Source organism: Mycetohabitans sp. B8, assembly GCF_021991875.1.
Taxonomy (GTDB): Bacteria; Pseudomonadota; Gammaproteobacteria; order Burkholderiales; family Burkholderiaceae; genus Mycetohabitans.
Window position 1 is genome coordinate 142730 of sequence record NZ_JAHLKR010000008.1, and the last position, 24536, is coordinate 167265.

General features: G+C 62.8%; 20 protein-coding genes and 2 tRNA genes. 7 read left to right on the top strand and 15 right to left on the bottom strand.

Annotated elements, in window-relative coordinates:
* Together rpoZ and KQH60_RS03175 are read left to right on the top strand one after the other, a co-directional pair.
* Complete coding sequence (rpoZ, locus tag KQH60_RS03170) at window positions 1–204, top strand: DNA-directed RNA polymerase subunit omega (protein ID WP_076785305.1); 204 nt, start codon at window positions 1–3, stop codon at window positions 202–204.
* Between the two features lie 191 nt (window positions 205–395).
* The gene (locus KQH60_RS03175; RefSeq protein ID WP_237575296.1) at window positions 396–2723 is read left to right on the top strand and encodes a bifunctional (p)ppGpp synthetase/guanosine-3',5'-bis(diphosphate) 3'-pyrophosphohydrolase; all 2328 of its coding nucleotides are present in this window, start codon (window positions 396–398) and stop codon (window positions 2721–2723) included.
* Between the two features lie 159 nt (window positions 2724–2882).
* On the opposite strand, the gene KQH60_RS03180 is transcribed toward KQH60_RS03175, so the two are convergent.
* Window positions 2883–2959 (bottom strand) — tRNA-Arg (locus KQH60_RS03180).
* A 161-nt stretch (window positions 2960–3120) separates the two neighbouring features.
* On the opposite strand from KQH60_RS03180, the gene greB reads away from it, so the two are divergent.
* Window positions 3121–3681, top strand: a complete 561-nt coding sequence (gene greB / locus KQH60_RS03185) for a transcription elongation factor GreB (protein ID WP_237575126.1) — start codon at window positions 3121–3123, stop codon at window positions 3679–3681.
* Window positions 3682–3831: 150 nt separating this feature from the next.
* On the opposite strand, the gene KQH60_RS03190 is transcribed toward greB, so the two are convergent.
* Together KQH60_RS03190 and KQH60_RS03195 are read right to left on the bottom strand one after the other, a co-directional pair.
* Window positions 3832–4956 (bottom strand): porin, encoded by a 1125-nt coding sequence (locus tag KQH60_RS03190; RefSeq protein WP_237575127.1) that lies wholly within the window; start codon window positions 4954–4956, stop codon window positions 3832–3834.
* A gap of 351 nt (window positions 4957–5307) precedes the next feature.
* The gene (locus tag KQH60_RS03195; RefSeq protein WP_237575317.1) at window positions 5308–5556 is read right to left on the bottom strand and encodes a hypothetical protein; all 249 of its coding nucleotides are present in this window, start codon (window positions 5554–5556) and stop codon (window positions 5308–5310) included.
* 797 nt (window positions 5557–6353) lie between these two features.
* Here KQH60_RS03195 and KQH60_RS03200 point away from each other — a divergent pair.
* The gene (locus KQH60_RS03200; protein WP_237575128.1) at window positions 6354–6557 is read left to right on the top strand and encodes a cold-shock protein; all 204 of its coding nucleotides are present in this window, start codon (window positions 6354–6356) and stop codon (window positions 6555–6557) included.
* Between the two features lie 196 nt (window positions 6558–6753).
* Entirely contained in the window at window positions 6754–8046 is a 1293-nt protein-coding gene (locus KQH60_RS03205) for an exonuclease domain-containing protein (protein ID WP_237575129.1), read from the top strand.
* Here KQH60_RS03205 and KQH60_RS03210 read toward each other — a convergent pair.
* The 5 genes from KQH60_RS03210 to KQH60_RS03230 form a co-directional block, all read right to left on the bottom strand.
* Window positions 8007–8306: a hypothetical protein gene (locus KQH60_RS03210; RefSeq protein WP_237575130.1), complete on the bottom strand. Its 300-nt coding sequence runs from the start codon at window positions 8304–8306 to the stop codon at window positions 8007–8009. The genes KQH60_RS03205 and KQH60_RS03210 overlap by 40 nt on opposite strands.
* 158 nt (window positions 8307–8464) lie before the next feature.
* The gene (locus KQH60_RS03215) at window positions 8465–8611 is read right to left on the bottom strand and encodes a hypothetical protein (RefSeq protein WP_237575131.1); all 147 of its coding nucleotides are present in this window, start codon (window positions 8609–8611) and stop codon (window positions 8465–8467) included.
* 506 nt (window positions 8612–9117) lie between these two features.
* Window positions 9118–9193, bottom strand: a tRNA-Thr gene (locus KQH60_RS03220).
* Window positions 9194–9334: 141 nt separating this feature from the next.
* The gene (locus tag KQH60_RS03225) at window positions 9335–10357 is read right to left on the bottom strand and encodes a class 1 fructose-bisphosphatase (RefSeq protein ID WP_237575132.1); all 1023 of its coding nucleotides are present in this window, start codon (window positions 10355–10357) and stop codon (window positions 9335–9337) included.
* A gap of 135 nt (window positions 10358–10492) precedes the next feature.
* Window positions 10493–11434, bottom strand: a complete 942-nt coding sequence (locus KQH60_RS03230; protein ID WP_237575133.1) for a LysR family transcriptional regulator — start codon at window positions 11432–11434, stop codon at window positions 10493–10495.
* A gap of 97 nt (window positions 11435–11531) precedes the next feature.
* Here KQH60_RS03230 and metE point away from each other — a divergent pair, with 97 nt between their 5' ends.
* Window positions 11532–13865 carry a 5-methyltetrahydropteroyltriglutamate--homocysteine S-methyltransferase gene (gene metE / locus KQH60_RS03235; RefSeq protein ID WP_237575134.1) on the top strand — a complete coding sequence of 778 codons (2334 nt, stop codon included), beginning with the start codon at window positions 11532–11534 and terminating at the stop codon, window positions 13863–13865.
* A 93-nt stretch (window positions 13866–13958) separates the two neighbouring features.
* On the opposite strand, the gene pepN is transcribed toward metE, so the two are convergent.
* Window positions 13959–16667 (bottom strand): aminopeptidase N, encoded by a 2709-nt coding sequence (gene pepN / locus KQH60_RS03240; RefSeq protein ID WP_237575135.1) that lies wholly within the window; start codon window positions 16665–16667, stop codon window positions 13959–13961.
* A gap of 231 nt (window positions 16668–16898) precedes the next feature.
* On the opposite strand from pepN, the gene KQH60_RS03245 reads away from it, so the two are divergent.
* Window positions 16899–17660, top strand: a complete 762-nt coding sequence (locus tag KQH60_RS03245; protein ID WP_368669314.1) for a DUF4136 domain-containing protein — start codon at window positions 16899–16901, stop codon at window positions 17658–17660.
* Between the two features lie 60 nt (window positions 17661–17720).
* Here the strand turns inward: KQH60_RS03245 and KQH60_RS03250 are convergent, their stop codons facing one another.
* The 6 genes from KQH60_RS03250 to KQH60_RS03275 form a co-directional block, all read right to left on the bottom strand.
* Entirely contained in the window at window positions 17721–18302 is a 582-nt protein-coding gene (locus KQH60_RS03250; RefSeq protein ID WP_237575297.1) for a TMEM165/GDT1 family protein, read from the bottom strand.
* A gap of 86 nt (window positions 18303–18388) precedes the next feature.
* A complete protein-coding gene (guaD, locus tag KQH60_RS03255) occupies window positions 18389–19726 on the bottom strand; it encodes a guanine deaminase (RefSeq protein WP_237575137.1) in 1338 nt (445 codons plus the stop codon).
* Between the two features lie 24 nt (window positions 19727–19750).
* The gene (locus KQH60_RS03260) at window positions 19751–21121 is read right to left on the bottom strand and encodes an NCS2 family permease (RefSeq protein ID WP_237575138.1); all 1371 of its coding nucleotides are present in this window, start codon (window positions 21119–21121) and stop codon (window positions 19751–19753) included.
* 23 nt (window positions 21122–21144) lie between these two features.
* Entirely contained in the window at window positions 21145–22185 is a 1041-nt protein-coding gene (locus tag KQH60_RS03265) for an adenosine deaminase (RefSeq protein WP_237575139.1), read from the bottom strand.
* Between the two features lie 378 nt (window positions 22186–22563).
* On the bottom strand, window positions 22564–23082 hold the full coding sequence (locus tag KQH60_RS03270) for a disulfide bond formation protein B (RefSeq protein WP_237575140.1): 519 nt from the start codon (window positions 23080–23082) through the stop codon (window positions 22564–22566).
* A gap of 55 nt (window positions 23083–23137) precedes the next feature.
* Window positions 23138–24529 (bottom strand): amidase, encoded by a 1392-nt coding sequence (locus tag KQH60_RS03275; protein WP_237575141.1) that lies wholly within the window; start codon window positions 24527–24529, stop codon window positions 23138–23140.
* Window positions 24530–24536: the final 7 nt, after the last annotated feature.

Sequence of the window (24536 nt, forward strand, 5' to 3'; positions counted from 1 at the left end):
ATGGCTCGCATTACCGTCGAAGACTGCCTGGAAAATATCCCGAACCGCTTCGAGCTTGCGCTTGCGGCGACGTATCGTGCGCGCCAACTCGCGCAGGGCCACACACCGAAGATCGAAAGCAAGGATAAGCCGACGGTACTCGCGCTGCGCGAGATTGCCGAAGGGAAGGTCGGCATCGAGATGTTGAAAAAAGTGCCGGTCTGACCGGCACACCCGCCATGTGACGACACTACGCAACAGATCTGGAGGCGCAAATGAGTTCCAATCCATCGCACGCCTCCACGTTGTCGTCCGCAGCGCGCGCCGCTGACGAGGTCGCGGCGCGTCGCCCGCAGGCCGGGGCGAAACGCTCGTCCACGTCGCCGACCGGCGCGCACACCTCGGACGGCGCTGGCATGGCGACCAAAACGTCGCCTGCGCGTGCGTACATCGATGCAGTGCTCGAACAATCGTTTCGGCACTTGTTCGGTCCGACCGCCACGCCCGAGCAGCCACGCAAGCACGAAGTCGTATCAATCGCGAAGCTGACCGAAGTGTTGGGCTCGTACATGACACCGGCCGAGATCAAGGAGATCAAGGCCGCGTTTCACTTCAGCGACGAGGCCCACCTGGGCCAATACCGGCAAAGTGGCGAGCCGTACATCACGCACCCGGTGGCGGTGGCCGAGATCTGCGCCGGCTGGAAGCTGGACTCCCAGTCGATCATGGCCGCGCTGCTGCACGACGTGATGGAGGACCAGGGCGTCACGAAGACGGAACTGGCTGAGCGTTTCGGTCCGAAGGTGGCTGAGCTGGTCGATGGGCTGTCCAAGTTGGACAAGATGGAATTCCGCAACCGCGAGGAGGCGCAGGCGGAGAATTTCCGTAAGATGTTGCTTGCGATGGCGCGGGACGTGCGCGTCATCCTGATCAAGCTTGCTGACCGGCGGCACAATATGCGTACGCTCGGTGCGGTGCCGCCTGAGAAGCGCCGGCGGGTGGCGCGCGAGACGATCGATATTTACGCGCCGATTGCGCATCGGCTCGGCCTCAACAATACGTATCGTGAGCTACAGGAGCTCAGTTTCGCGAATTTCAATCCGCGTCGGTATGCGACTCTTGAGAAGGCTGTCAAGGCGGCGCGCGGCAACCGGCGAGAGGTGGTCGGCAAAATCCTCGAGGCGGTGCAGCGTTCGCTGGCCGACGCGAAGATCGATGCTGACGTGACTGGGCGTGAAAAAACGATTTACAGCATCTATCGAAAGATGCGCGACAAGCAGTTGTCGTTCTCGCAGGTGCTCGACGTATACGGTTTTCGCGTGGTCGTCGACACGCCGATGGAATGCTATATGACGGTCGGTGTATTGCATTCGTTGTACAAGCCGGTGCCGGGCAAGTTTAAGGACTACATTGCGATTCCGAAGGTCAACGGATACCAGTCACTGCATACCACGCTGGTCGGCCCATTCGGCACGCCCATCGAGTTCCAAATCCGCACGCTGAAGATGCATGAGATCGCCGAGGCGGGCGTTGCGGCACATTGGATGTACAAAAACGGCAGCGCGGATCTGAACGACGTGCAAAAGCGGGCGCACCAGTGGCTTAAGTCGTTGCTCGACATCCAGAGCGAGGCAGGCGACTCCAGCGAGTTCCTCGAGCACGTGAAGATCGACCTGTTTCCAGATGCGGTCTACGTGTTCACGCCCAAATCGAAGATCATGGCGTTGCCGCGTGGCGCGACGGCGCTGGACTTCGCGTATTCGGTGCATAGCGATCTGGGGAACCAGTGCGTTGCCGTCAAGATCAACAACGAATTGTTGCCGTTGCGCACCGAGCTCAAGAGTGGCGATATCGTCGAGGTCATCACGGCGCCGTACTCGAAGCCGAACCCTGCTTGGCTGGGGTTTGTCCGGACCGGCAAGGCGCGTTCGGCGATTCGCCATTACCTGAAAACGATGCGCTTGAACGAGTCGGTGCAGCTTGGCGAGCGGCTCGTGGACCAGGTGCTCAAGGCCTATGGGCTGTCACTTGCCGAAGTCACGCCGGAGATCTGGGACAAGATCGCGCACTCGACTGGCAATAAGTCGCAGCAAGAAGTATTCGCCGATATCGGGTTGGGACGTCGCGTTGCAGCGGTGCTCGCCAAGCGGATCGAATTGTTGCTCAGCGGCCGCGATGGGGACTCCGACGAGAACTCGCGCCCCGATGCGCCGGCTCATGCCAGCGGCGGACCGCCGGTACTGATCACCGGGACGGAAGGGATGGCGGTGCAACTGTCGCCCTGCTGCCGGCCGATTCCCGGCGATGACATCATGGGCTACATTGGGATGGGCCTCGGCATGTCGATCCATACGACCGATTGTCGTGTCGCGCAGCGTATTCATCGGCGTGATCCCGGGCGCTGGATCGATGTCGCGTGGGCGCCGCAGCCGGGACGATTATTCGATGTGGCGGTCAAGGTGCTAGTCAAGAACACGCGCGGCGTTTTTGCACGCGTGGCCGCCGATATCACGGCTGCCGATGCGAATATTGTGCACGTAGCGATGGATGAGGACCTGGCCCAGGAATCGATGGCGCTGCGTTTTCTGATTCAGGTCGGTGACCGGGTCCATTTGGCGAATGTGATTCGGCGTACCCGGACCAATCCCGATGTGATCCGGATTGGCCGTGAGCGGGCGTTCGACGACGGCCACTATCGGCACGACGGTGGAATGCGCATCGAGCGTGACCGCGGTGACTATTGACGCGTAACGGGACGGCGCGCGCCCCGGCTGTTCTCGGCATACTGCCCTAGTGCTGCGGGTTGCCGCAGGACCGCCGGACGATGTTTCGTGCGGTGCGATGCCCGTGCGTGTTACACAAAGCAAAAAGGCCTTCCAATCGGAAGGCCTTTTTTAAAGAAGTGGCGCGGCTGGCAGGATTCGAACCCACGACCCCTTGGTTCGTAGCCAAGTACTCTATCCAACTGAGCTACAGCCGCGCGAAGAAGTGAGATTATAGCAACTTCTTCGAAGATGTGAAGCCCCTAACGCGATTTTTTTGCATGTCAGTGATGAGCGGACGCCTGATGCTGGCCATGAGGCGTTTGTCCATTCGTATAATAGTCAAAAGGGCATTCCATGGTTTCAGTCGATTTGCACAATGAACAAGGCATTTGTGAAGGAAAGCGATGATTCGGCGCAAGACGACGACCTGCCGCAACCGGACATGCCGGCTGGCGCAAAAAACTATATGACGCCCGAAGGTTACCGCCGCCTGAAGGACGAGTTGCTGCAGTTGATCGACGTCGAGCGGCCCGAGGTCGTGCGTACGGTGTCGTGGGCCGCGTCCAACGGCGACCGGTCCGAAAACGGCGACTATATTTATGGTAAGCGGCGTCTGCGCGAGATCGATCGGCGCATCCGTTTCCTGACCAAGCGGCTCGACTTAGCCGAGGTCGTCGACAGCCGCCGGCAAGAAAACACCGACCAGGTGTTCTTTGGCGCAACGGTCCACTATGCAACATCCGACGGCGCCGAGAACCAGATCACCATTGTGGGCGTTGACGAGGTGGATCTGGACCGAGGACGAGTCAGCTGGATCTCGCCGATTGCGCGGGCGCTGTTGAAAGCGCGGGTTGGGGACACTGTGCCACTACACACCCCAGGCGGGATTGAACAAATCGATATCCTCGACGTGCGCTATCCGACCACTCCGCACTGAGTGTGTGCAAGTGTGCTGCACGCGGGCTGCTGTCGCGAGCGCTCGCAGGCTGCTGCCATGACAGTGCTCGCGGCACAGTGACAGATAGAAAAAAGGCGCCCGCAGGCGCCTTTTGAGCTGGTGCACAGGACGACTGGCGTCCTGTCCGCTTTAGAAGCGGTGACGCAGGCCAGCGGTCACAGCGACTTGCTTGTCGAACGACGACGGAGCCAGGCCGTTGATGGTCGCGGTAAAGCCGGTCTTGCTTTCGATAACCTTTTGGTACTCACCCTGCAGGTACACGTCGGTACGCTTGGACAGCGCGTACGCGGTTTGCAGGCTGAATTGATGCCACTTCGGCGATTCGCCGTTCAGCTTGCCGTCGGTGTAAGTGTACGCACCCGCGACGCTCAATGCCGGTGTCAGGTTGTAGCGGCCGTTGACTTCATAGTTGTTGAAGCGCAGGTCGCTGTTGGCGGGCAGACCAATAGCGCTGGTGTTTGCGATGCCGAACGCATTGTCCAGCTTCGTTTGCGTGAACACGAAGCCTGCCGTTGCCGGGCCAAATGCGTAGCTCAGGCCTGCGCCCCAGGTACGCTGACGGCCAGCGAAGAACGTGGTGTCGTCATCCGAGACGGCGCCGGACAAGTTCACCGCCCCCGTCGCGTTGTTGTTCAGTTGCAGGTAAGCCGCTGCCACATTCAACGGACCGTAGTTATACGATGCGCCGACGCTGTATGCGCGGTTGTTCGCAAAATTGCCCGCTTGGTTCGAGAAGCCGTACAACGCGCCGAACTTGAAGCCTTCGAAGTCCGGGCTTTGATACTTCACCGAATTGTTGACGCGGAACGAGTTATCCAGGTTGTCGTTGTCGAACGGGTGCGCGAACTGCGTGCCGCCGTATTGCGTGCCGGTCAATGCCAGCGGGCCGAGGTAGTCAACGACGGAATCATATTGGCGGCCGAGCGTGACGGCGCCGTACTGGTCCGACGCAAGACCGACAAAGGCTTGACGGCCGAACAGACGGTCTTGGCCTGTGTCGCCATTGCCGATGTTGAAACCGTTCTCCAGCGTGAAGATCGCCTTCAAGCCGCCACCCAGGTCTTCAGCGCCACGCAGGCCCCAACGGCTGCCGTTCACCGCGCCGCTGGTTTCCTGCCAGTTCGCACGACCGCCTTGGCTGTTCGTATACGTGATGCCGGCGTCGATCAAGCCATACAGCGTCACGCTGCTCTGCGCGTGGGCCGCCGTCGCGAACATGCCCGACAGGGCCGCAACCATGAGAGTCTTTTTCATCTTTGTGAACTCCAAATACGTATGGGAAACCTTACCCAAGCTTTGAGGAAACGAGGCCGCCGGTGAGTCGGCAGCGTGTATTTCAAATGGTGCGGCATTGAAATGAGCCAGATGACGCACCTGTTTCCTGGAAAGACAAAGTGTAAAGATCCGGTCGTGATGCGAACATTCCGAATTCTGCAACAATATATTGACTGTTGCGCAATGATGGGCGGCGTCCCGCTCAGCCTTGTGTAGCAAGCCTGAGCGGCGATTCAGCTCAATTTCAACAGTGATAGACGAGCACTTGACGTTGTGTTTGTACGACAGCTAAATGAAGGGAACTAATAGGCAATGAGTGTGTCGCGCCCATTATTTCGGCGGCCACAATACATGATTGTCGGATTGATTAACAATAGGACGTGCCGGTTTGGCTATACTGCAATCACTGCTTTCCCTAGCAGCTTTTTCTTCTGAAAAAGATCTCCAAACCTTATCAGCGCGGTCGTCTTGATCGCGCTTTTTTTGCGCCGTCGCCCATCGCACCGTCGCCATCGCACCGTCGCGCCAGTGCGCAATCGCACCGGTGGCCGGAGCGTCGCGGGTGAATGGGTAGGGCATCGAGCCGGCGCCGAGACCGTCGGCTCATTCCAGTGACGCGTGACGGCGCTAGGCACTGCCGAGCGGTGCAATGTCCAGTCGCTGGCTATCCAATCCTCGGTCACGTAATGACGTGCTTCCATGAGCGGCGCCGATAACAGATTGTGCCAGTGATCGCCGTGCCAAATCCTATCAAAGCGGGTCAAGCCCGAGGGGGCGGGCGCGGTGGTCGGCACAGGGCTGGGCCGCATAGGCTGGGCCGCACAGGGCTGGGCCGCACAGGGCTGGGCCGCATAGGCTGGGCCGCACAGGGCTGGGCCGATCTGCAGCGTGGCGTAAATCATGCCGCAGCCAACTGAAAAGATGCTTAACGGGCGTCAGCATCGTATGTCTTCCTTGCTACATCGAATCGTTCTTGTAAATAGTCTCTCGAATCGCTTCGGAATAGAATCAGCATAAACACCTACATTTGTTGGACATTTGCGGTAAAAATTTCTGACAATTCATAATTGAATATCGCGATTCAAGTAAAAACGACTTGTGCAATTCGGATAACGAAAGCTTGAATGACATTGTTGCGCGTTTCCCCGAGCGGACTGCTGTGGCCCACTGGGCGGGCGTTCCGAAGGATTGATAAAAGCGTGCCAATCGCGCGGCAGCATATTTTCTGCTTGACGTACAGTCCTGTTTCTATTTATAACAACACCGCTGGATTTTCAGGATGCGAGGTGGCTGCATAACGCGGGAATCCTTGTTTCATGATTTTCTGCAGATGAATTGAAGTTTGTTACGTCAACACTTGAGGGGAAGCACGATTTATGGAAACGGGTATCGTCAAATGGTTTAACGATGCTAAAGGCTATGGCTTTATCACCGCGGATTCGGGGGGCGAGGACCTGTTCGCACACTTCTCCGAAATCCGTTCGGAAGGGTTCAAATCGTTGAAGGAAAGCCAGCGCGTATCGTTCGAAGTGAAGAATGGCCCGAAGGGTAAGCAAGCGGCGAACATCCGGCCGTTGTGACGCGGTGCCCGATTCGGGATTCAATGTCGCTGACTCGGGATTCAATGCCGCTGACGCATGTCGGCGGTAGCCCAAAGCTCCGCGCGTCGGAGCTTTTCTTTTCTCCGCCGTGTGCCGCGCAACGACAACACGCGCGGAACCGGTCATTTCGGGCGACAATGCGCGTTTGCGTTCCTTATGCCACTGTTGCGTTGCCATGACCGATCTCGCTAGCCTGATCCACGATGCCGATGCACGACCCCTCGCGTTTGTGGATCTGGAGACGACGGGTGGGCGCCCCGGGATCGACCGCATCACGGAGGTGGGCGTAATTGAAGTGGACCGTGATGGCGTTCGTCGTTGGAGCACGCTGGTCGATCCGCTGCAGCCCATCCCGCTATTTGTGCAGCAGTTGACCGGCATCACGGATACGATGGTCCGTGGCGCACCGACATTTGATGCGCTTGCTGCTGAACTCGCGTGCCGACTCGATGGCAAGTTGTTTGTCGCGCACAACGCGCGCTTCGATCATGGTTTCCTGAAGAAAGCGTTCGATCGGGTCGGCATCCGCTTCGATCCTGACGTACTGTGCACGGTGCGGCTGTCCCGCGCACTGTTTCCGCGCGAAAGCCGACATGGGCTTGATGCACTCGCACAGCGGCTGGAGCTGACCGCGTGTGGTCGGCATCGGGCGTTGGCCGACGCCGATCTGGTGTGGCAGTTCTGGCAGCGCGTCCATGCCCTGTATCCACGCCCCGCCATCGACGCAGCATTGAGCCGCCTGATTCGCGGGGGCGGGGCCGACGCGATGACCGATGCGTTACCGGCTGGCTCAGGCGTCTACGCGCTGTTCGACAGCGATGGCGTGCCGTTGTACGTAGGCAAGAGCGCCAAGCTGCGGCAACGCGTGCGCACGCAGTTGTTTGGCGAGCGTCGCTCGAGCCGCGACGCGCAATTGGCCGCGCGCGTGCATGAGGTGCGCGTCTATCCGGTGGTGGGCGAGGTCGGGCTGTTGCTGGCGGATGCGCATTGGACTGCTGTGCTGCGCCCGAGGCTCGGTCGTCGCGTGGCGGCAACGATGCAGCCACCGCGTGGCGCCATGCCTTGGCCCTACGGCGGACCTGTCGCACTGATCGAGCGGTCAGGCCACGATCGTGCGCACGGAGTACATTTGCTGGACGCATGGCACTATCTCGGGTCCACCACCGACTTGGATCGTGCGCGCGCGTTGCTCGATGCACATCGGCAGTCCCGCGCGGCGTGCAGCGACGCGCGCGATATTGTTCAGCCCGCGCAAGTCGCGATGGCTCAGCCTGGCTTGCTGGGCGTCGTGGAGCCGACCTTTAACGCAGCGATTGCCCGGATTCTCGCGCAGCGCTTGGCGCGGGGCGGGCTGATCGTGGAGCGGCTCGCAGACGACGTGGCGCTGGCCGACGGCCGCCACTGCCAGCCGGCGCCGCCAGACGCTGCTCACCCTACCGCGCCGACGCCGCCCGTCGTGCAGAGATGAGACATCGCGGTGCGCAGCGTCGCGCAGCGCGATGCGTCATAGACCGTCATCGTTTTCCTGTCGGCGAGCGCCCTGGCCACACGGATTGGGCAATCCGGCGTGCCGCGTCGTGCTTGCACGCACGCCAGCGCTAGCAGCATGGTAGCGTCGAGTGCATCGAGTTGGGGCTGGGTCACTGTACCCAGGTCGGGGCCCGGGCCGTCGAGCGGCGCATCGCGCCACTGTGCGAAAAGCGCGGCTTGGAACGCATGGGTAGCCATCACGGATGGCGTGAATCTCGGGGACAGCAGCAGGGGACCGGGGTGCAACGGCGTGCATTGGCAGGGGCGACGAGGCGAGGGGGCCTGAGCAGGCGGTGCTTACATGCGGGCAGTTGAGTTGCACCGACACAACAAACACCAACGCGCGTATCGCACCCTCACTGCGCGTTGCCGGACTTGCGTTGTTCGTCAAAGAATGCGCGGACGTGCTCGGGCAGGTCTGCGAGAAACTCGACGCCCACCGGTTCCGGGTCTGGGCTAGCGACCTTGTCTGGCGACGGAATCTTGGTGGGTTTGGCTTCCATGGCGACTCTCCTTGTTGTGAATCGATTATCCGCCTCGAGTCCGATCGTGTGTGAGTGTCACGTGGCCACGACGCGTTTTTCTCTCCCTTTTGTTGCTATAACAGCACAGCAGGCTAATAGAAAACAATGCGGCGGGAAAATATCCGCGCGCATTGCGTCAAGCAGGGAAACAGTGGGGCAACGCGCCGCGTTTCGTTCAGCGAATGATCTATTGTTGGCGATTTGTGGGCGGTTGACTGGACGTTACCGTACCGAGGCTTTCACCGAACATCGGTGCCAGACATCGACGCTGTCCGTGCCGCGAGGCGATTGAGCGCATCGCAACGGCGGCTGACCCACGGACGGCCGTGCCGGCGGTGTGCGGCATACAGACGCAGTGTGGCATGCGCGCGGCGTTAGGATGAGGGCGGCGACGCATCCTGTCCGCGGAAGGCGGCGGTGTGGCCATGCGACGCGCAGAACACAACAAAAAGCCCGCAAAACTGATGTTTTGCGGGCTAAATCCATGGTGCCGGAGAGAAGACTCGAACTTCCGACCTTCGCATTACGAATGCGCTGCTCTACCAACTGAGCTACACCGGCAACAGAAGCGAGATTATAAGAGTGGATGACCGGGGTTGGCAACCCCCGCTGACATCCTGTGTCAGCGCTCCCTGCGCCTCACTGCGGTGTCAGCGGGCGCTCGCCAGTGTCAGGGGCGCTCGCATCTAAATAATAGTGTGCTCAGCCCTCAACGTGATACCGCGTCACGCGGTCAACTTCATGCTTGGAGCCGAGGAACACGGCGACGCGCTCGTGCAGGCTCTTGGGCTGGATGTCCAGTATCCGCTTTTCGCCATTGGTCGCGGCGCCGCCTGCCTGCTCGACGATGAATGCCATCGGATTCGCCTCATACATGAGGCGCAGCTTGCCGGGCTTGTCCGGCGTGCGCTTGTCGGCCGGATACATGAAGATGCCGCCACGATGCAGGATGCGGTTCACGTCCGCCACCATCGAGGCGATCCAGCGCATATTGAAGTCCTTCTTGCGGGGGCCGTGTACGCCCTGCGTCAGTTCGCTGACATAACGCTGCACCGGTGCGTACCAATGGCGCTGGTTCGACGCATTAATTGCATATTCGTGCGTGTCCACCGGGATGCGCAGGTCGCGATGCGTGAGTACCCATGAGCCGAGTTCGCGATCGAGCGTGAAGCAGTTGACGCCGTGGCCCGTGGTGAGCACGAGCAGCGTTTGCGGGCCGTACACCGCAAAGCCGGCTGCCACCTGACGAGAGCCCTTTTGCAGGAATGATTGCTCGGTCGGGTGGGCACCATCTGGGCAGCGCAGAACTGAGAAAATCGTGCCGATCGATACGTTCACGTCAATATTGGACGAGCCATCGAGCGGATCGAATAGCAGCAGGTATTCGCCTTTGGGGAAGAACGTGGGGATCGGATGAATGCTTTCCATTTCCTCCGATGCCATCGCGGCGAGGTTGCCGCCCCACTCGTTGGCTTCAAGCAAGATTTCGTTGGACAGGATGTCGAGTTTTTTCTGTACCTCTCCCTGTACGTTCTCGCTGCCGGCACTGCCGAGCGCCTCACCCAGCGCGCCCTTGCTGACGTGATAACTGATGAGCTTGCAGGCGCGGGACACGACCTCGATCAGCAACCGCAGATCGGCCGGGATGTTGTTATGTTCGCGCTGTTGTTCGATCAGGTACTGGGTGAGAGTCGTGCGGCGTGAGGTGTGCCGGGTCGCTTCCATGATGAGCTCCGAAAAACGCTGTTCAAGAGGCGCGATCGCTGTCTTGGGGCACCGTTGCCAGCACCGCGCCGCGATTTGCATTGGCCGCCATTCTACATGGGCGGTGTGGCGCGTCGGTGCGTTGGCGAGTCTGCACTATAGCAATTCGATTTGAGGCAGGTTTAGTAGACTGGTTTCGCGCATCGTCGACACGAAGTCGGCCGCGTACGGCCGCAGGGCGAATGCGGGCAGCATTGCCGCGTAGAGCTCGCCGGACAGTGGCGCGCCCTTTCGCGGCGGCCCGCATCGCACCGGGCGGGCCGCGACGTAGCGCTTTTCGAGATAGGTCGCCACAGCCCACAGCGGCAATGCGGCGATCCCACGGCGGCTGGCGACCAACTGCAGGATCGCCACGGTCAATTCCGACGTGCGGCGCTTGGGCTCGATACCGGCGGGCCGGAGCACTTGGCGCACGATGTCGAGCATGTCGTCGGGCACCGGATAGGTGATCAGCGTCTCGTCGCGAAAGTCGTCGGCCGTCAACGCGTCACGGACGGCGAGCGGGTGCTCATGCGCGAGCAGCGCGACGATCTGGAAGCGAAACAGCGGCCGATGCTCGACGTTCTCGTCAGGGTCGGCTTCGGCGACGATCGCCAGGTCTGCCCGGTCCGAATGCAGCAGTCCGATCGGGTCGGCATGAAAGCCGGACACGATATCCAACTCCACGTCGGGCCAGCGCTGCCGAAAAGCGTCCATGGCGGGCATGAGCCAATCGAAACAGGTGTGGCATTCCACTGCGATGCGCAGCGTGCCGCCGCTGCCTTGCACCAGGCGCGCGACGTCGCGCTCGGCTTCCCCGATCGCGGGCACGACGTGGTCGGCCAGCGCCAGTAGCCGTTTGCCGGCCGGCGTGAAGACCAGTGGCGACGACTTGCGCACGAACAGGATCAGGCCGAAATGGTCCTCGATCGCCCGCAGTTGATGCGACAGTGCGGATTGCGTCAGGCATAGCCACTGCGCGGCCCGCGACAGGTTGCCGGCCTCGCGCAGCGCGATCAGAGTTTGCAGGTGGCGCAACTCCAGCGGCGAGCGGATCATCGTACTTGAAAAAAATTAAAGACAAACCAAAAAATATTTCGTTTGAATCATACATCACTGCAATCGATACTGTGCGGTACTTAAATCGGAGGCCGCAATGGTTGCCGCACATGTACTGGGTTTTCCACGCATCGGTGCTCGGCGCGAACTACAAATCGCGTTGCAGCGGTACTGGCAGGCTGGGGCGGGTGAGCACGCGCAGGCGGCGCTGATCGAGACGGGGCGGGCGCTGCGACGTGAGCATTGGCGCCTCCAGCGCGACGCGGGGCTGGATTTTGTGACAGTCGGCGATTTCGCCTGGTATGACCATGTGCTGACGACGTGGGTGCATCTGGGCGGGCTGCCCGCCCGATTCGGCTTCGAGGCGCGCAGCCTGACACTGGCCCAGTACTTGGCGCTGGCACGCGGCAATGGGCAACAGCCGCCGTTGCAAACGCGCCAATGGTTCGATACGCGCTATCACTACTTGGTGCCCGAGTTCAACGCAGCCACGCGCTTTGAGGGTGGCGTGGACTGGTTGCTGGATGAACTGCGCGACGCGCAGCAGATGGGCCATCGCGCTAAGGTCGTGCTTGTCGGCCCATTGACGCTGCTTTGGCTGTCCAACGTGCAGGGCGCGGGGCTGGATCGGCTCGAACTGCTGCACCGGCTATTGCCGGCCTACCAGAAGTTGCTTGCCGCGCTACGGTTGGCCGGTGCGGAATGGGTCCAATTCGACGAACCCGTTTTAAGCGTGGACTTGCCGCCACCGTGGTGCGATGCGGCGCAATACGTCTATCGGCAGCTTGGCGGCGGCGCGCCGCGCATCCTGCTCGCGACGTATTTCGGCGATGTCAGTGGCCATGCATCGTGGCTGAAGGCGTCGGCGGTGGATGGCGTGCATCTGGACCTGGTTCGCGCGCCGCAGCAGTTGTCCGCTTTCATCGAGCAATGGCCGCGCGACAAGATACTGTCGTGCGGCATTGTGGACGGGGGCAACGTGTGGCGCAATGACCTGGCCGCGTCACTACAGCGGTTTGAGCAGGTGCATGCGCGGCTGGGCGACAACGTCTGGGTCGCGTCCAGCTGCTCGCTGCTGCACGTGCCGTTGGATCTTGAGCAGCAGACTCGCTTGGACGACGCATTGCGCAGCTGGATGGCGTTCGCTGTGCAAAAGACAACTGAGATCGCGCTGCTGCGGGATGCGGTCACGGCCGGGCGTACCGCGCCGCACGTCGCGCACGCGCTCAATGCTTGTGCGGCGGCGCTGGACACGCGCCGCACGTCGGCACGGGTCCATCATGCGCTAGTGCAGCGCGACGTCGCGCGGCTGGAGTACGCGCACACACGGCGCGCTGCCCTTTATGCGGTGCGGGAATTGGCGCAGCGAACGCGCTTCAATCTTCCCGTGCTGCCGATCACGGCGATCGGCTCATGGCCGCGGACCGAGGCGGTCCACGCCGCACGTGTCGCATATCGACAACGCGAGTTGACCCATTTCGATTATCTGGAAACGATGCGTGCCGAAATCCGTCATGCGGTCGAGCGCCAACACGCGCTGGGTCTGGACGTGCTCGTACACGGCGAAGCCGAGCGCGACGAGCCAGTCGAGTATTTCGCTGAACAGCTGTGGGGCATGGCCGTCACCGACAGCGGCTGGGTGCAAGTGGACGGCTGCCATTGCGTCAAGCCTGTATTGATCTACGGCGACGTTTATGCGCCCGAGCCGTTGACCGTGGGGTGGGTAGCGTATGCACAGTCGCTGACCGACAAGCCCGTCAAGGGCATGCTGACCGGCCCGGCGACGATGCTGCAACGCGCGTTCGTGCGTGATGACCAGCCGCGCGACATCACCGCGTTGCAAATTGCGCTTGTGCTGCGTGCCGAACTCGCCGCGCTCCAGGCCGCGGGCATCGGCATCATCCAGATCGACGAGCCGGCGCTGGGCGAGGGCTTGCCGCTCCGGCAGACCGAGCGCGACGTCTATCTGGACTGGGTGGTGCGCGCGTTCCAGGTGGCCACTGGCGGCGCGGCGAATGACACGCAGATCCACGTCCATCTAGGTGATGCCGCGATCGACGACATGCTGCCGGCGATCGCCGCGCTCGATGCCGATGTGATCTTGTTCGGCACTGGGCGCGCTGCAACGGCTCGGCTCGACGCATGGGCGGCGTTGTCGGCTCCGAGCGCGATCGGAACGGGCATCGATGACGTTCAGGCGGCGTGCGTTCCGGACAACGCGCGGATGCTCGCGTCGATCGACGCCGCGCTTACGCGTATCCCGGCGCCGCGCCTGTGGGTGAGCGCGGATTGTGGGACGACAACGGCCGATTGGCCCCGCGTGCAGGCGGTGCTGTCCAACCTTGTCGCAGCGGCTCGCACGGCGCGGGCGGCGTTGCACGACAGTTCACCCGCTCGCCGCGCCGACCACCACTGCACCGCATCGGCGTGAGCGTTGGCGTTGGCGTTGGCGTTGGCGTTGGCGTTGGCGTTGGCGTTGGCGTTGGCGTTGGCGACACTGCGCCGCCGACGCACTAAGCAACAGCTATGCCAGGGCCTTGTCAACGATCTCGCGCACGTCTTTTGAACTTGCGTGGGTGGCGACCTTTTTCAGCGCCGCGCGCATCGGCTCGCGCAGCGCCGGCACGAACTTACGCCAGCGCTCCAATGAGCGGGTCAAGCGGGCGGCAACCTGCGGATTGATTGCGTCGAGCGCGATGACCTGCTCGGCCCAGAACGCGTAGCCGGAGCCGTCCGGCAGATGGAATTGGTCCGGGTTGGCCGCGCAGAAGGTGAAGATCAACGCGCGGGCCCGGTTCGGGTTCTTCAGGTTGAAGGCCGGGTGCCGCATCAACTCACGCACCGTATCGAGCGTGCGCCGGCCTGCGCCGCCGCGTTGCTGAGCCTGCAGCGCGAACCACTTGTCGATCACCAGCGCGTCGTCCTCGTGGCGGCGGTAGAACGCGTCGAGCGCGGCTTGTGCCGCAGCTTGCGCTTGGGCGGGCGCGTTCGCGCGCAACATGATCAGTGTGGCGAGCGCGGCAGCGCGGTCGGTCATGTTGTTGGCCTCGTCGAACTGCGCACGGGCGAGCCGCAACGCGTCCATCGGATCGTCCAGTTCCGCAAGGTAGTGTAGCGCCAGGTTCTTGAGCGCACGCTTGCCGGCATCGGCCGGGTTCGGGTCGTACTCGCCCGGTGTGCGGTGCATGTCGTACGCGGCGAGCCAATCCTGGCGCAGCGCGGCCGCCAGCCTGCGGCGCACGAATTGCCGCGCCTGATGGACGGCGGCCGGATCGGCTTCGTCCATTTGCTCGGCCAAATAGGTCTCGGACGGCAGGGTCAGCGCTTGTTCGCGGAACGCTGGCGACAACGATGCGTCGCGCAGCACGGCGCCGAATGCGGCAATGAACGCCGCCGGTAGCTCGAGCGGCTCGTGCTGCTGCACTTGTGTGGCCAGCGACAGCAGCGCGCGCGTGGCCAGGCGCTGTCCGGCCTCCCAGCGGTTGAACGGATCGCTGTCATGCGCGAGCAGGAACGCGAGTTCGTCGGATGTATAGTCGTATTCGACGATCACTGGCGCAGAGAAATTGCGCAACAGCGACGGCAGTGGCTTCTCGGTGACATCGACAAACGTGAAGGACTGCTCCGTGTCGGTGAGCTCGAGCACGCGCGTGGTTGCCGCACCGGCGTCGGCCGGCTCGCCTTGCAGGCGCAGCGGCATGTCGCGCCCTTGCGCGTCGACCAGGCCGAGCGCGAACGGGATCAGCAGTGGCCCCTTTTGCGTTTGCGCCGCTTGCGGCGACGATTCCCCATAGTGCTGCGTCAGCGTTAATGTAAAAGTGCGGGCTACCGGATCATACGTGGTGCGCACCGCCACGCGGGGTGTGCCGGCCTGGCTGTACCAGTGCTCGAACTGGGCTAGATCCCGGTGGTTCGCGTCCGCCATCGCGGCGCGAAAATCATCACAGGTCACCGCCTGGCCATCGTGCCGCTCGAAATACAGGTCCATGCCTCGGCGCAAGCCGTCGCGCCCGAACAGCGTCTGGTACATCCGCACGACTTCCGCCCCTTTCTCGTAGACGGTGACCGTGTAGAAGTTATTGATCTCGACATAGCTTTCCGGTCGCACTGGATGCGCCATCGGGCCGGCATCCTCGGCAAACTGCATCTGCCGCAGCACGCGTACGTCATCAATGCGCTTGACCGCGGCGGCGGCCGGATCGGTGGCGCCGCCCGCCATGTCGGCGGAGAACTCCTGGTCGCGGAACACCGTGAGCCCTTCCTTGAGGCTGAGTTGGAACCAGTCACGGCAGGTCACGCGATTGCCGGTCCAGTTATGGAAGTACTCATGCCCAACGACCGATTCAATGTTCGCAAAGTCAATGTCGGTCGCGGTCTGCGCGTTCGCGAGCACGTACTTCGTATTGAAGATGTTGAGTCCTTTGTTCTCCATTGCGCCCATGTTGAAATCGCCGACGGCGACAATCATGAAGCGGTCCAGGTCCAACTCGAGTCCGAAGCGCTGCTCGTCCCAGCGAATCGCGCGCACCAGCGAATCGAGCGCGTGACCGGTCTTGTCCAGCTCATGCGGCTCGACCCATACTTGCAGCAGCTTTTCCTTGCCCGAGCGCGTCGTAATCGTCTGTTCGCGGGCAACGAGCGTGCCGGCGACTAACGCGAACAAGTAGCTCGGCTTACGGAACGGATCCTCCCACTTCGCATAATGCCGGCCGTGCGGCAGCGTGCCGCTGTCCACTAGATTGCCGTTGGACAACAGCACCGGATAAGCGGCTTGGTCGGCGCGTAGTGTGACGCGGTAGGTCGCCATCACGTCGGGCCGGTCCAGGAAGTACGTGATGCGACGAAAGCCCTCGGCTTCGCACTGGGTGAAAAAATTGCCGTTGGAGACATAAAGGCCTGACAACGTCGTGTTGTCGGCGGGGTGGCACGCGTTCTCGATCACCAGTTCGAACGCCTCCGGCACGTTCGACACAACAAGGCCGCCATCGTGCACCGTAACCGCATCGTGCGCGCGGGCATCGACGGTCAACGACAGCAGCTCTAATGCTTCGCCGGCTAATTCGAGGTCGGCGGCAGCGTCGCCGGCCTGCGGATTGCGCCGCACGCGTAGCGTACTGCGCACCAGCGTGCGTTCCGGCACGAGATCGAATTCGAGTTCCACGGTGTCGATTAGAAACGCGGGCGGTGTGTAATCCGCACGGCGGATGACGGTGGCTTCAGCAGGCTTGGACATGGCGTATCCGTCGAAAGGCGGTTCAATGGCAATGGACCCGGGCCGCGCCGTCGCACGGCGTGACGAGCCGCGTCGGGAAAGAATGGCGTGATCCGGTGTCTAACGTTTCGGGTGACCGCGGCGAGGCCGTGGACACGTTGATCCGATGATTGTACAAAATAGATAATGGCGTTGCGTTGCGGGCGTTTCGCCGGGCGGCCGGCACGAAGGCCACATCTAAGGAAAAACATGATGTTCAGACGATTGTCGCGGGGCATGACACGCGGGTGCCAATGGGCGGCGGGCTGGCTTGCGGTGCTGGCGTTGTCGGGATGCGCCAGCTATGTGACTTCGGACGTGATCGCGTTCAATGCATGGAGCAACAGCGCCTCGGACCGCGACCGCACTTTTGCATTCAAGCGCGATGCGCAGCAGCAGAACAGTATCGAGCAGCGCACCTATGAGGCGCAGCTCGCTGATGAGTTATCACACTACCATTTCCGACAGGTGACGCCAGCCAGTGCCCACTATGACGTCGAACTGGCCTATGGCACGCACGCCGGCAGCATTGTCGTGCAGCAACCCATTTATACTGATCCTTGGTGGCCGGGATGGGGACGATTCGGCCCGTGGGGGCCGTTCGGCATGATGCCGACCTACGTCGATACGGCACTGCCCGTGTTCGTGCAGCGCTTGACGATCCGCATAACGGAGCGCGAGAGCGGTAGGGAGCAGTACAAGGTCACTGCGACGACGCCGACTGCGCGCCAGTCGCTGCCGCTCGCCATGCCCTACCTGATACGTAGTGCGCTGGCTGATTTCCCGTTGCAGAACGGCACGACCCGGCAGGTGCGCCTGCCCGCCGACTTGCACAAACAGGCGGCGGGCGGCGCGCCGCTGTCGTCCAACGAGAAGGCTGCTGCAGCGTCTGCGATGCGCGACGATGTTCCGGCGGCCTCGCCGATGCGCGACGAGCAGTCGGCCCCTGCTGCGTCACCGAGCGCGGGGCGCTGAGTGCCAAGCGCGGGCGCCGAGCGCGTGCAGCTCAACGGGGTCATTGGCCGTCCAACGGGGTCATTGGCTGCCGAGGCCGATGCCGCACAGTGCCAGCACGCCGAGCACGATGAACATGACCGCGGCCACTGCGTGCACCGCGGTGGTGGGTAACCGGTGGGCAAAGCGCTCGCCTAGGAAAATCGCTGGCACGTTAGCGAGCATCATGCCGAGCGTGGTGCCGAAGACCACGCTTGGCAGGTCGTGGAATCGTGCGGCCAGTGCGATCGTCGCAATCTGCGTCTTGTCGCCCATTTCCGCGATAAAAAACGTCAGCACGGTCGTGCCGAAGATGCCCAGCCGGGTCCGCGCGGGCCACGCGTCTTCGGGGCGCAATTTATCTGGCACCAGCACCCACGCGCCCATTGCGATGAACGACAGCGCAAGCGCCCAGCGCATCGCGCCGGGCGTGAGCAGCGACGACAGCCATTGGCCGAGCGCGCCGGCGCCGGCATGGTTCGCTAGCGTGGCGGCCAGCACGCCGAACACGATCGGCCAGGGCTTGCGATAGCGGGCGGCGAGCACGAGGGACAGCAGTTGTGTCTTGTCGCCGATCTCGGCGAGTGCGATGCCGCCGGCGGAAACGAGGAAAGCTTCGGTCATCAATGAGGTTATTCGCAGGCCGTGGATGCGCGAATGACGATTCACGCGCTGCCCGGCCTGTTCCGGCAGTTCGTGGATCATCAGTTTTATCGTAGCCGGATCGCGGGTTCGGGCGGCGCGGTCCTTGAATGGACCAGGCGGCCTGCGGCATACGTGTGCGCGACCGCACGATCATCGCCGAGCAGCGCGAACGCGAACAGCAGCGCTTCGAGCGAGTCCGCATGCGCGGTGCGGCGCGCGAGCAGCGCGGTGGCGGCCGGGTCCAGCACGATAAAATCCGCCTCGGTGCCCGCCGCCAGCGTGCCAATGCACCCGGCCAACTCGAGTGCGTGCGCGGCCGCGGCGGTGGCCAGCCAGAACATGCGCAGCGCGCTTAGATGGTACCCGCGCAGGCGCGCGATCTTGTGGGCCTCGTTCATCGTTTGCAGCATCGAAAACGAGGTTCCCGCGCCGACGTCGCTACCCAAAGCGACCGGCATGTTGGTGGCGTCGGCCGCCTCGAAGTCGAACAGGCCGCTACCCAGGAACAGGTTCGAGGTGGGGCAGTGCGACGCGAGCGCGCCGCAGGCGGCCATGCGTGCGCGGTCGACGTCATCCACGTGGATGCAATGGCCGTAGATCGCGCGGCGTCTTAACAGCCCGTAGTGCTCGTAGACGTCCAGGTAGCTGCGGTGCCCGGGAAACAGTTGCGTGACCCAGGCGATCTCGTCGGTGTTCTCGGCCACATGGCTTTGGATAAATACGTCCGGGTGGGCGGCGGCCAGCGTGCGGCATGCGTCCAGTTGTGCCTGCGTCGAGGTCGGCGCAAAGCGCGGTGTCAACGCGTACAACTGGCGGCCGGTACCGTGCCAGCGTGTCATCAGCGCCAAGCTGTCGTCATAGCCGCTTTGCGCGGTATCGCGCAGGAACGGCGGGCAGTTGCGGTCCATCAGCACCTTGCCGGCAATCAGCCGCAGATTCCGCGCGTGGCTGGCCTCGAACAACGCGTGCGCCGATTGCGGATGCACGCTGCAATACACTGCCGCGCTGGTCGTGCCGGCCGCCAGCAGCTGGTCCAGGAAAAAGTCGGCGACCTCGCGCGCGTAGGCCGCGTCCTCGAAGCGGCGCTCGGTCGGGAACGTCCACGTCTGCAACCATGGCAGCAGGCCGGGTGCGGGCGAGGCGATAATCTCGGTTTGCGCAAAGTGCAGGTGCGTGTCGATGAAGCCGGGCACAATCAGCTTGTCGCGCAACGATATGATGCTCGGCTGCGCGGTGATGTGCGGTGCGACGGCATCGTAGGCGCCGCTGGCGACGACGCGGCCATGCTCGACGAGCAGCGCGCCGTCCTCGTTGAAACTCGCCCGTTGCTCGGCGCCCGGATAGATACCATCGAACGGCGCATCGAAGGTAAGGAGCCTGGCACGATAAACAGTCTGGGCCATGGTTGTCCTGCGGGTCAAAGCCAATCAGAGTTGGGCCAGTAGCAGCCCCGACAGCGCCGCGCTCGCCCACATGGCTGGCTTGACCTCGCGGGCCCGGCCGACGAACAGCTTTAGCACGACAAAGGCCAGAAAGCCATACGCGATGCCAGCGGTAATCGAGTACGTAAGCGGAATCAGGATCATTGCGATGAACGCGGGTATCGCTTCATCGAAGCGGTGCCATTCGATCCGCGTGATCGGCTCCATCATGAACACGCCAACCAGCACGAGCGCTGGAGCGGTGGCAATGGCCGGCACCAGCGACAGTAGCGGAGAGAGGAACAGAAATGGCAGGAAGCACACCGCGGCGACCACCGCGACCAGCCCCGTGCGCCCGCCCGCGGAAATGCCCGCAGCCGACTCGATGTACGCGTTAGCCGGCGATGTGCCCAGCGGCGCGGACACCAATGCCGAGAACGCATCGACGATCATCGATTGCCGGATGTTGCGCGGGTTGCCATCGGCATCCAGCAGGTTGCCGGCGTTGGACACAGCCATGAAGGTGGACAACGCATCGAAAAACGAAGTGAACAGCATCACGAAGATAAACGGCCAGTATGCGACCTTCAGCGCTCCGACCAGGTCCAGTTGAAACAGCGCGGAGAAGTCCGGCGCCGCGACCAAGCCGTGCCAATTCACCAGCGTGGGCGTGGTCATCGCCGCTGGCCAGTACGCGCTGCCGTCGCCCCACAGGCGCCCGATCGGGATCGCCAGGATCGTCGTGACGATAATGCCGATCATCAGCGCACCGGTAATGCGACGCGCCACCAGCACCGTGGTGAGCGCCAGGCCGGTGAGGAACGTGACGATGACTGGGTTCAGCGACGCGGCACGCACAATGGTCACTGGGTCGGAGACCACGAATTTCGCATTGACCAGCCCGATCAGCGAGATGAACAGACCGATGCCGCACGACAGCGCGTGCCGCAGATTGACCGGGATCGCGTCGACCACGAGCCGACGCACGTTGAACGCGGCCAGCACCGCGAAGATCACGCCCGACCAGAACACGCAGCCCAGCGCCGTTTGCCACGGCATCTTGCCGGCGTGCACCATGACGAACGCAAACAGCGCATTCATCCCCATGCCGGGCGCGACCAGCACCGGGTTGCGCGCGTACAAGCCCATCGCGCAACTGCCGGCGAAGCTGACCAGCACTGTGGCGCTGAGCGCGGCCGGAAAGGGGATGCCCGCCTGTGACAAGATGGCAGGATTGACCACGATGATGTACATCGATGTCAGAAATGTCGTGATGCCGGCCACCACCTCGGTGCGCACGCTTGAACCGTTCTTGCGCACGCCGAAGAGGCGCTCCGGCAGCGAAGCGTTGGCTGCCGCGCCGCGTTGACTTTCCATGGCTTGTTTCTCCTAAGTTCGCTTCAGTGCGTTATGGCTTGCGGCGCGTGCCAGTGCGCGTCCAGCAATGACAGGTAGGCCGCGCGTTGCGCATCGGTGATGAACGATGCGTCGAATCCGTTGCGGATGATCTTATATAACTCGTCGTCGGTCAGCTTCAGCGCATCGGCGATCGCCAGGTAATTCTGGTTGATGTAGCCGCCGAAATAAGCCGGGTCGTCGGAATTAATCGTCACCATCACGTCGGCATCCAGCAGCCGCTTGAGCGTATGCTCAGTCATGTCGTTGACGACGCACAGCTTCAGGTTCGACAGCGGGCACACGGTTAGCGCAACGCGCGCGTCCGCCAGCCGCGCAACCAATGCCGCGTCCTCGATGCTGCGCACGCCGTGATCGACGCGATGCACGTCCAGTACGTCGAGCGCCTCGACGACGTAGGCCGGCGGCCCCTCTTCACCCGCGTGGGCGACCAGCTTCAGGCCCCGCTCCTTCGCGAGGGCGAACACGCGCGCAAACTTGGACGGGGGATGACCGTACTCGGATGAATCCAGCCCGACACCGATCAGCCTGTGCCCATACTGCTCAAACATTGGCAGCGCGGCATCGAACGTCTGCAACGCATGTTCTTCCGGCAGATGGCGCAGAAAGCACGGGATCAGCTTGCTGGAAAACCCCCGCGCGTCAGCCTCCGCCAGCGCCCGCTCCATGCCCGCCACCATGGTCTCGATCGACACGCCACGTTCGATATGTGTCTGTGGGTCGAAGAAGATTTCCGCATGGACGACATGATCGGCCATTGCGCGTTCGACGTACGCCGCAGTCATGTCGTAGAAGTCCTGTTCGTGCAGCAGCACACTTGCGCCGGCGTAGTAAATATCCAGAAACGACTGCAGGTCGGTGAACGCGTACGCGTCGCGCAGCGCCTGGACTGTCGGGTACGGCAGCGCAACGCCGTTGCGGCGGGCCAACTCAAAAATCAAATCTGGCTCTAGCGAGCCCTCGATATGGATATGTAACTCCGCTTTCGGCGCGTGCGTGATTTTGTCAGCAAGGATCGGGTTCATGTCGATTGTGACATCGTGTGGGGATGGCGTTGTTCTACCACACGCAACAGTTGTGCCGCTACGGCGATTGCAATCGATACGGGCGCCTTGCTTGCCATCACGAGAAAAAGATGCCTGCCGGCGCGGCATCGACTATCGACACCGGCACATCGTTCTCGTCTAGGCGCGGGTTAGCCATCGGCGCTTGGCGGATCGCGTCGCGTGGGGGCATGTCGGCCGCCGCGCAGGCACAGGCAAGGCAGCCGATGACAGGATTTCCGGGACGGAGTATGGGGCGATAGCGGTGACGGCGGGGCGGCATCGCGCAGCAGTGACTTCTCGTGCTGCGCGCATTAGCGTCCACGTGGATACTGAATGCGCAGCGTCACGCGTCGCCCGTCATGCTTGGCGCAATGCGCGCAGCTTGCGTGTGCGCCACAGACTGCGCGAGACGAGCACGAACATGAGGCCGAACGCGACAAGTCCCCATTGCGGCAGGCTCAGGCCGAGGATCGGCGGGTACGGTATCTCGCACAGTCCCGAGACCTTGAACGCGCTGGGCCACAGCTTGGCGAGCGGCAGCGCATCGACGATCGGCTCGAGTGTGTCGGAGCCGCAACTGAACGACGGATTGGCCTGGACCTCGATATGCTGGATCGCAGCGGCCATTCCGCCGGCCGCCGCAACGACGATCAGTGTCTCCAGTACCGCGATGCCGCGCCACCCCCGCAGCGTCGCGCCGGTGAACGCGAATACGGCGATCAGCAAGAAGAAGTAACGCTGGATGATGCACAATGGGCATGGCGCTTCATGCTTAAAGTACTGTAGATACAACGCGCCGCTGATCAGGGCGATACAGGCCAGCCCCAGCAGGACCAGCAGGCGTTGCTCACGGCGCATTCTCAACGAATCATTCATAGTGTTTTACCCAGTAAGGACGCGGCGGGGCACGTCGGACAAGGCCGGCATGCGGTCATCGCAGTGGTGCGAGCACGGCTTCGACCGCGCGGCCCAACATGAGCAGCGCAGTATCGCGGCCGGTGCCCGAGGCCAGCATCAGCCCGACCGGCGCTTCGCCGTGACGCGAGCACGGCAATGACAGCGCGCAGCCGTCGAGGAAATTGATCATGCTCGGGTTGCGCAGCATCGTTGCGTTGACGCGCGCATAGACAGCGTCATCCGCTTGCAGTTCCGCGATGCGCGGCGGCACGATGGGCACAGTTGGACAGATGAGGGCATCGAAGCTGTGCCATAGCGGCTCGAACTGCGCGATCATGTCGGCCCGCTCGCGCAGCAACGCGATATAGTCGGCCGCGCTGGCGTGCTTGCCCTTGAGGATGCGTATCAGCACGCGCGGGTCATAGTCGCTGGCGTGGTTTTCGAGCAGCTTGCGGTGCCACGCGAACGACTCGATTGACGGCAGGCTCAGCCGGTTGATTTTCGCAAGGCGCTCGAGCGGCGCAAAACGCAGCTCGCTGACCAACGCGCCGGCTGCCGAGAGGTGCTTGAGGGCGTCGTCGTAGGCGCGCGCCACGCTCAGGTCCATGTCGTCGAGCATTGCGCTGGTCAGCGTGCCCAGTCGCACGCCTTCGATCGGCCGCGCCGGCGGCACGACAGGCGGCAGGCCGGCCAGAATCCGGTCAGTGACGGCGCAGCACGCGACTGATGAGCCGATGGGGCCGACCGAGTCGAGCGACGTGGACAGGGGCAGCACGCCATCGGTCGGAATGCGCCGCGCAGTGGGCTTGAAGCCGGTCAATCCGCACAACGCAGCGGGGATGCGGACCGAGCCGCCGGTATCCGTGCCGAGTGCAACCGCGGCCATCCCGTCGGCCACGCAGGCGGCTGCCCCCGACGACGAGCCGCCGGCAATGCGGTGTTGGACATCGCCGGCGGTGCGCTGCCACGGCGAAGCTGGCGTGCCGTAATGGGGGTTGAGTCCCAGGCCGGAGAACGCGAATTCGGTCATGTTGGTGCGCCCGATGATGACCGCGCCGGCCTGCCGTAGCCGTGCGACCGTGCTCGCATCGGCGCGGGCGGGTGGCGCGTCGGACAATACGACCGAGCCCGCGCGAGTGACCTGGCCGGCGATGTCGAACAGGTCCTTGATCGAGACCGGCACGCCCATCAGCGGCGATAGCACCGTGCCGGCGGCGCGCAGCTTGTCCAGCGCATCTGCGCATTGGCGAGCTGCCTGCGCGTGCACCTCGATGAACACCGAGCGGCCTTGGCCGTGCGGCGCGGCGATCCGCTCGAGTGCGGTCTCGACCAACTCGCGGCTGGTGCTCGTGCCGGCCTGCAGCGCGGCGGCAAGTGCCGACAACGGTGGCAAAGGCGTGAAATCAGCGGTGCGGGAAACAGTCATGATCGGA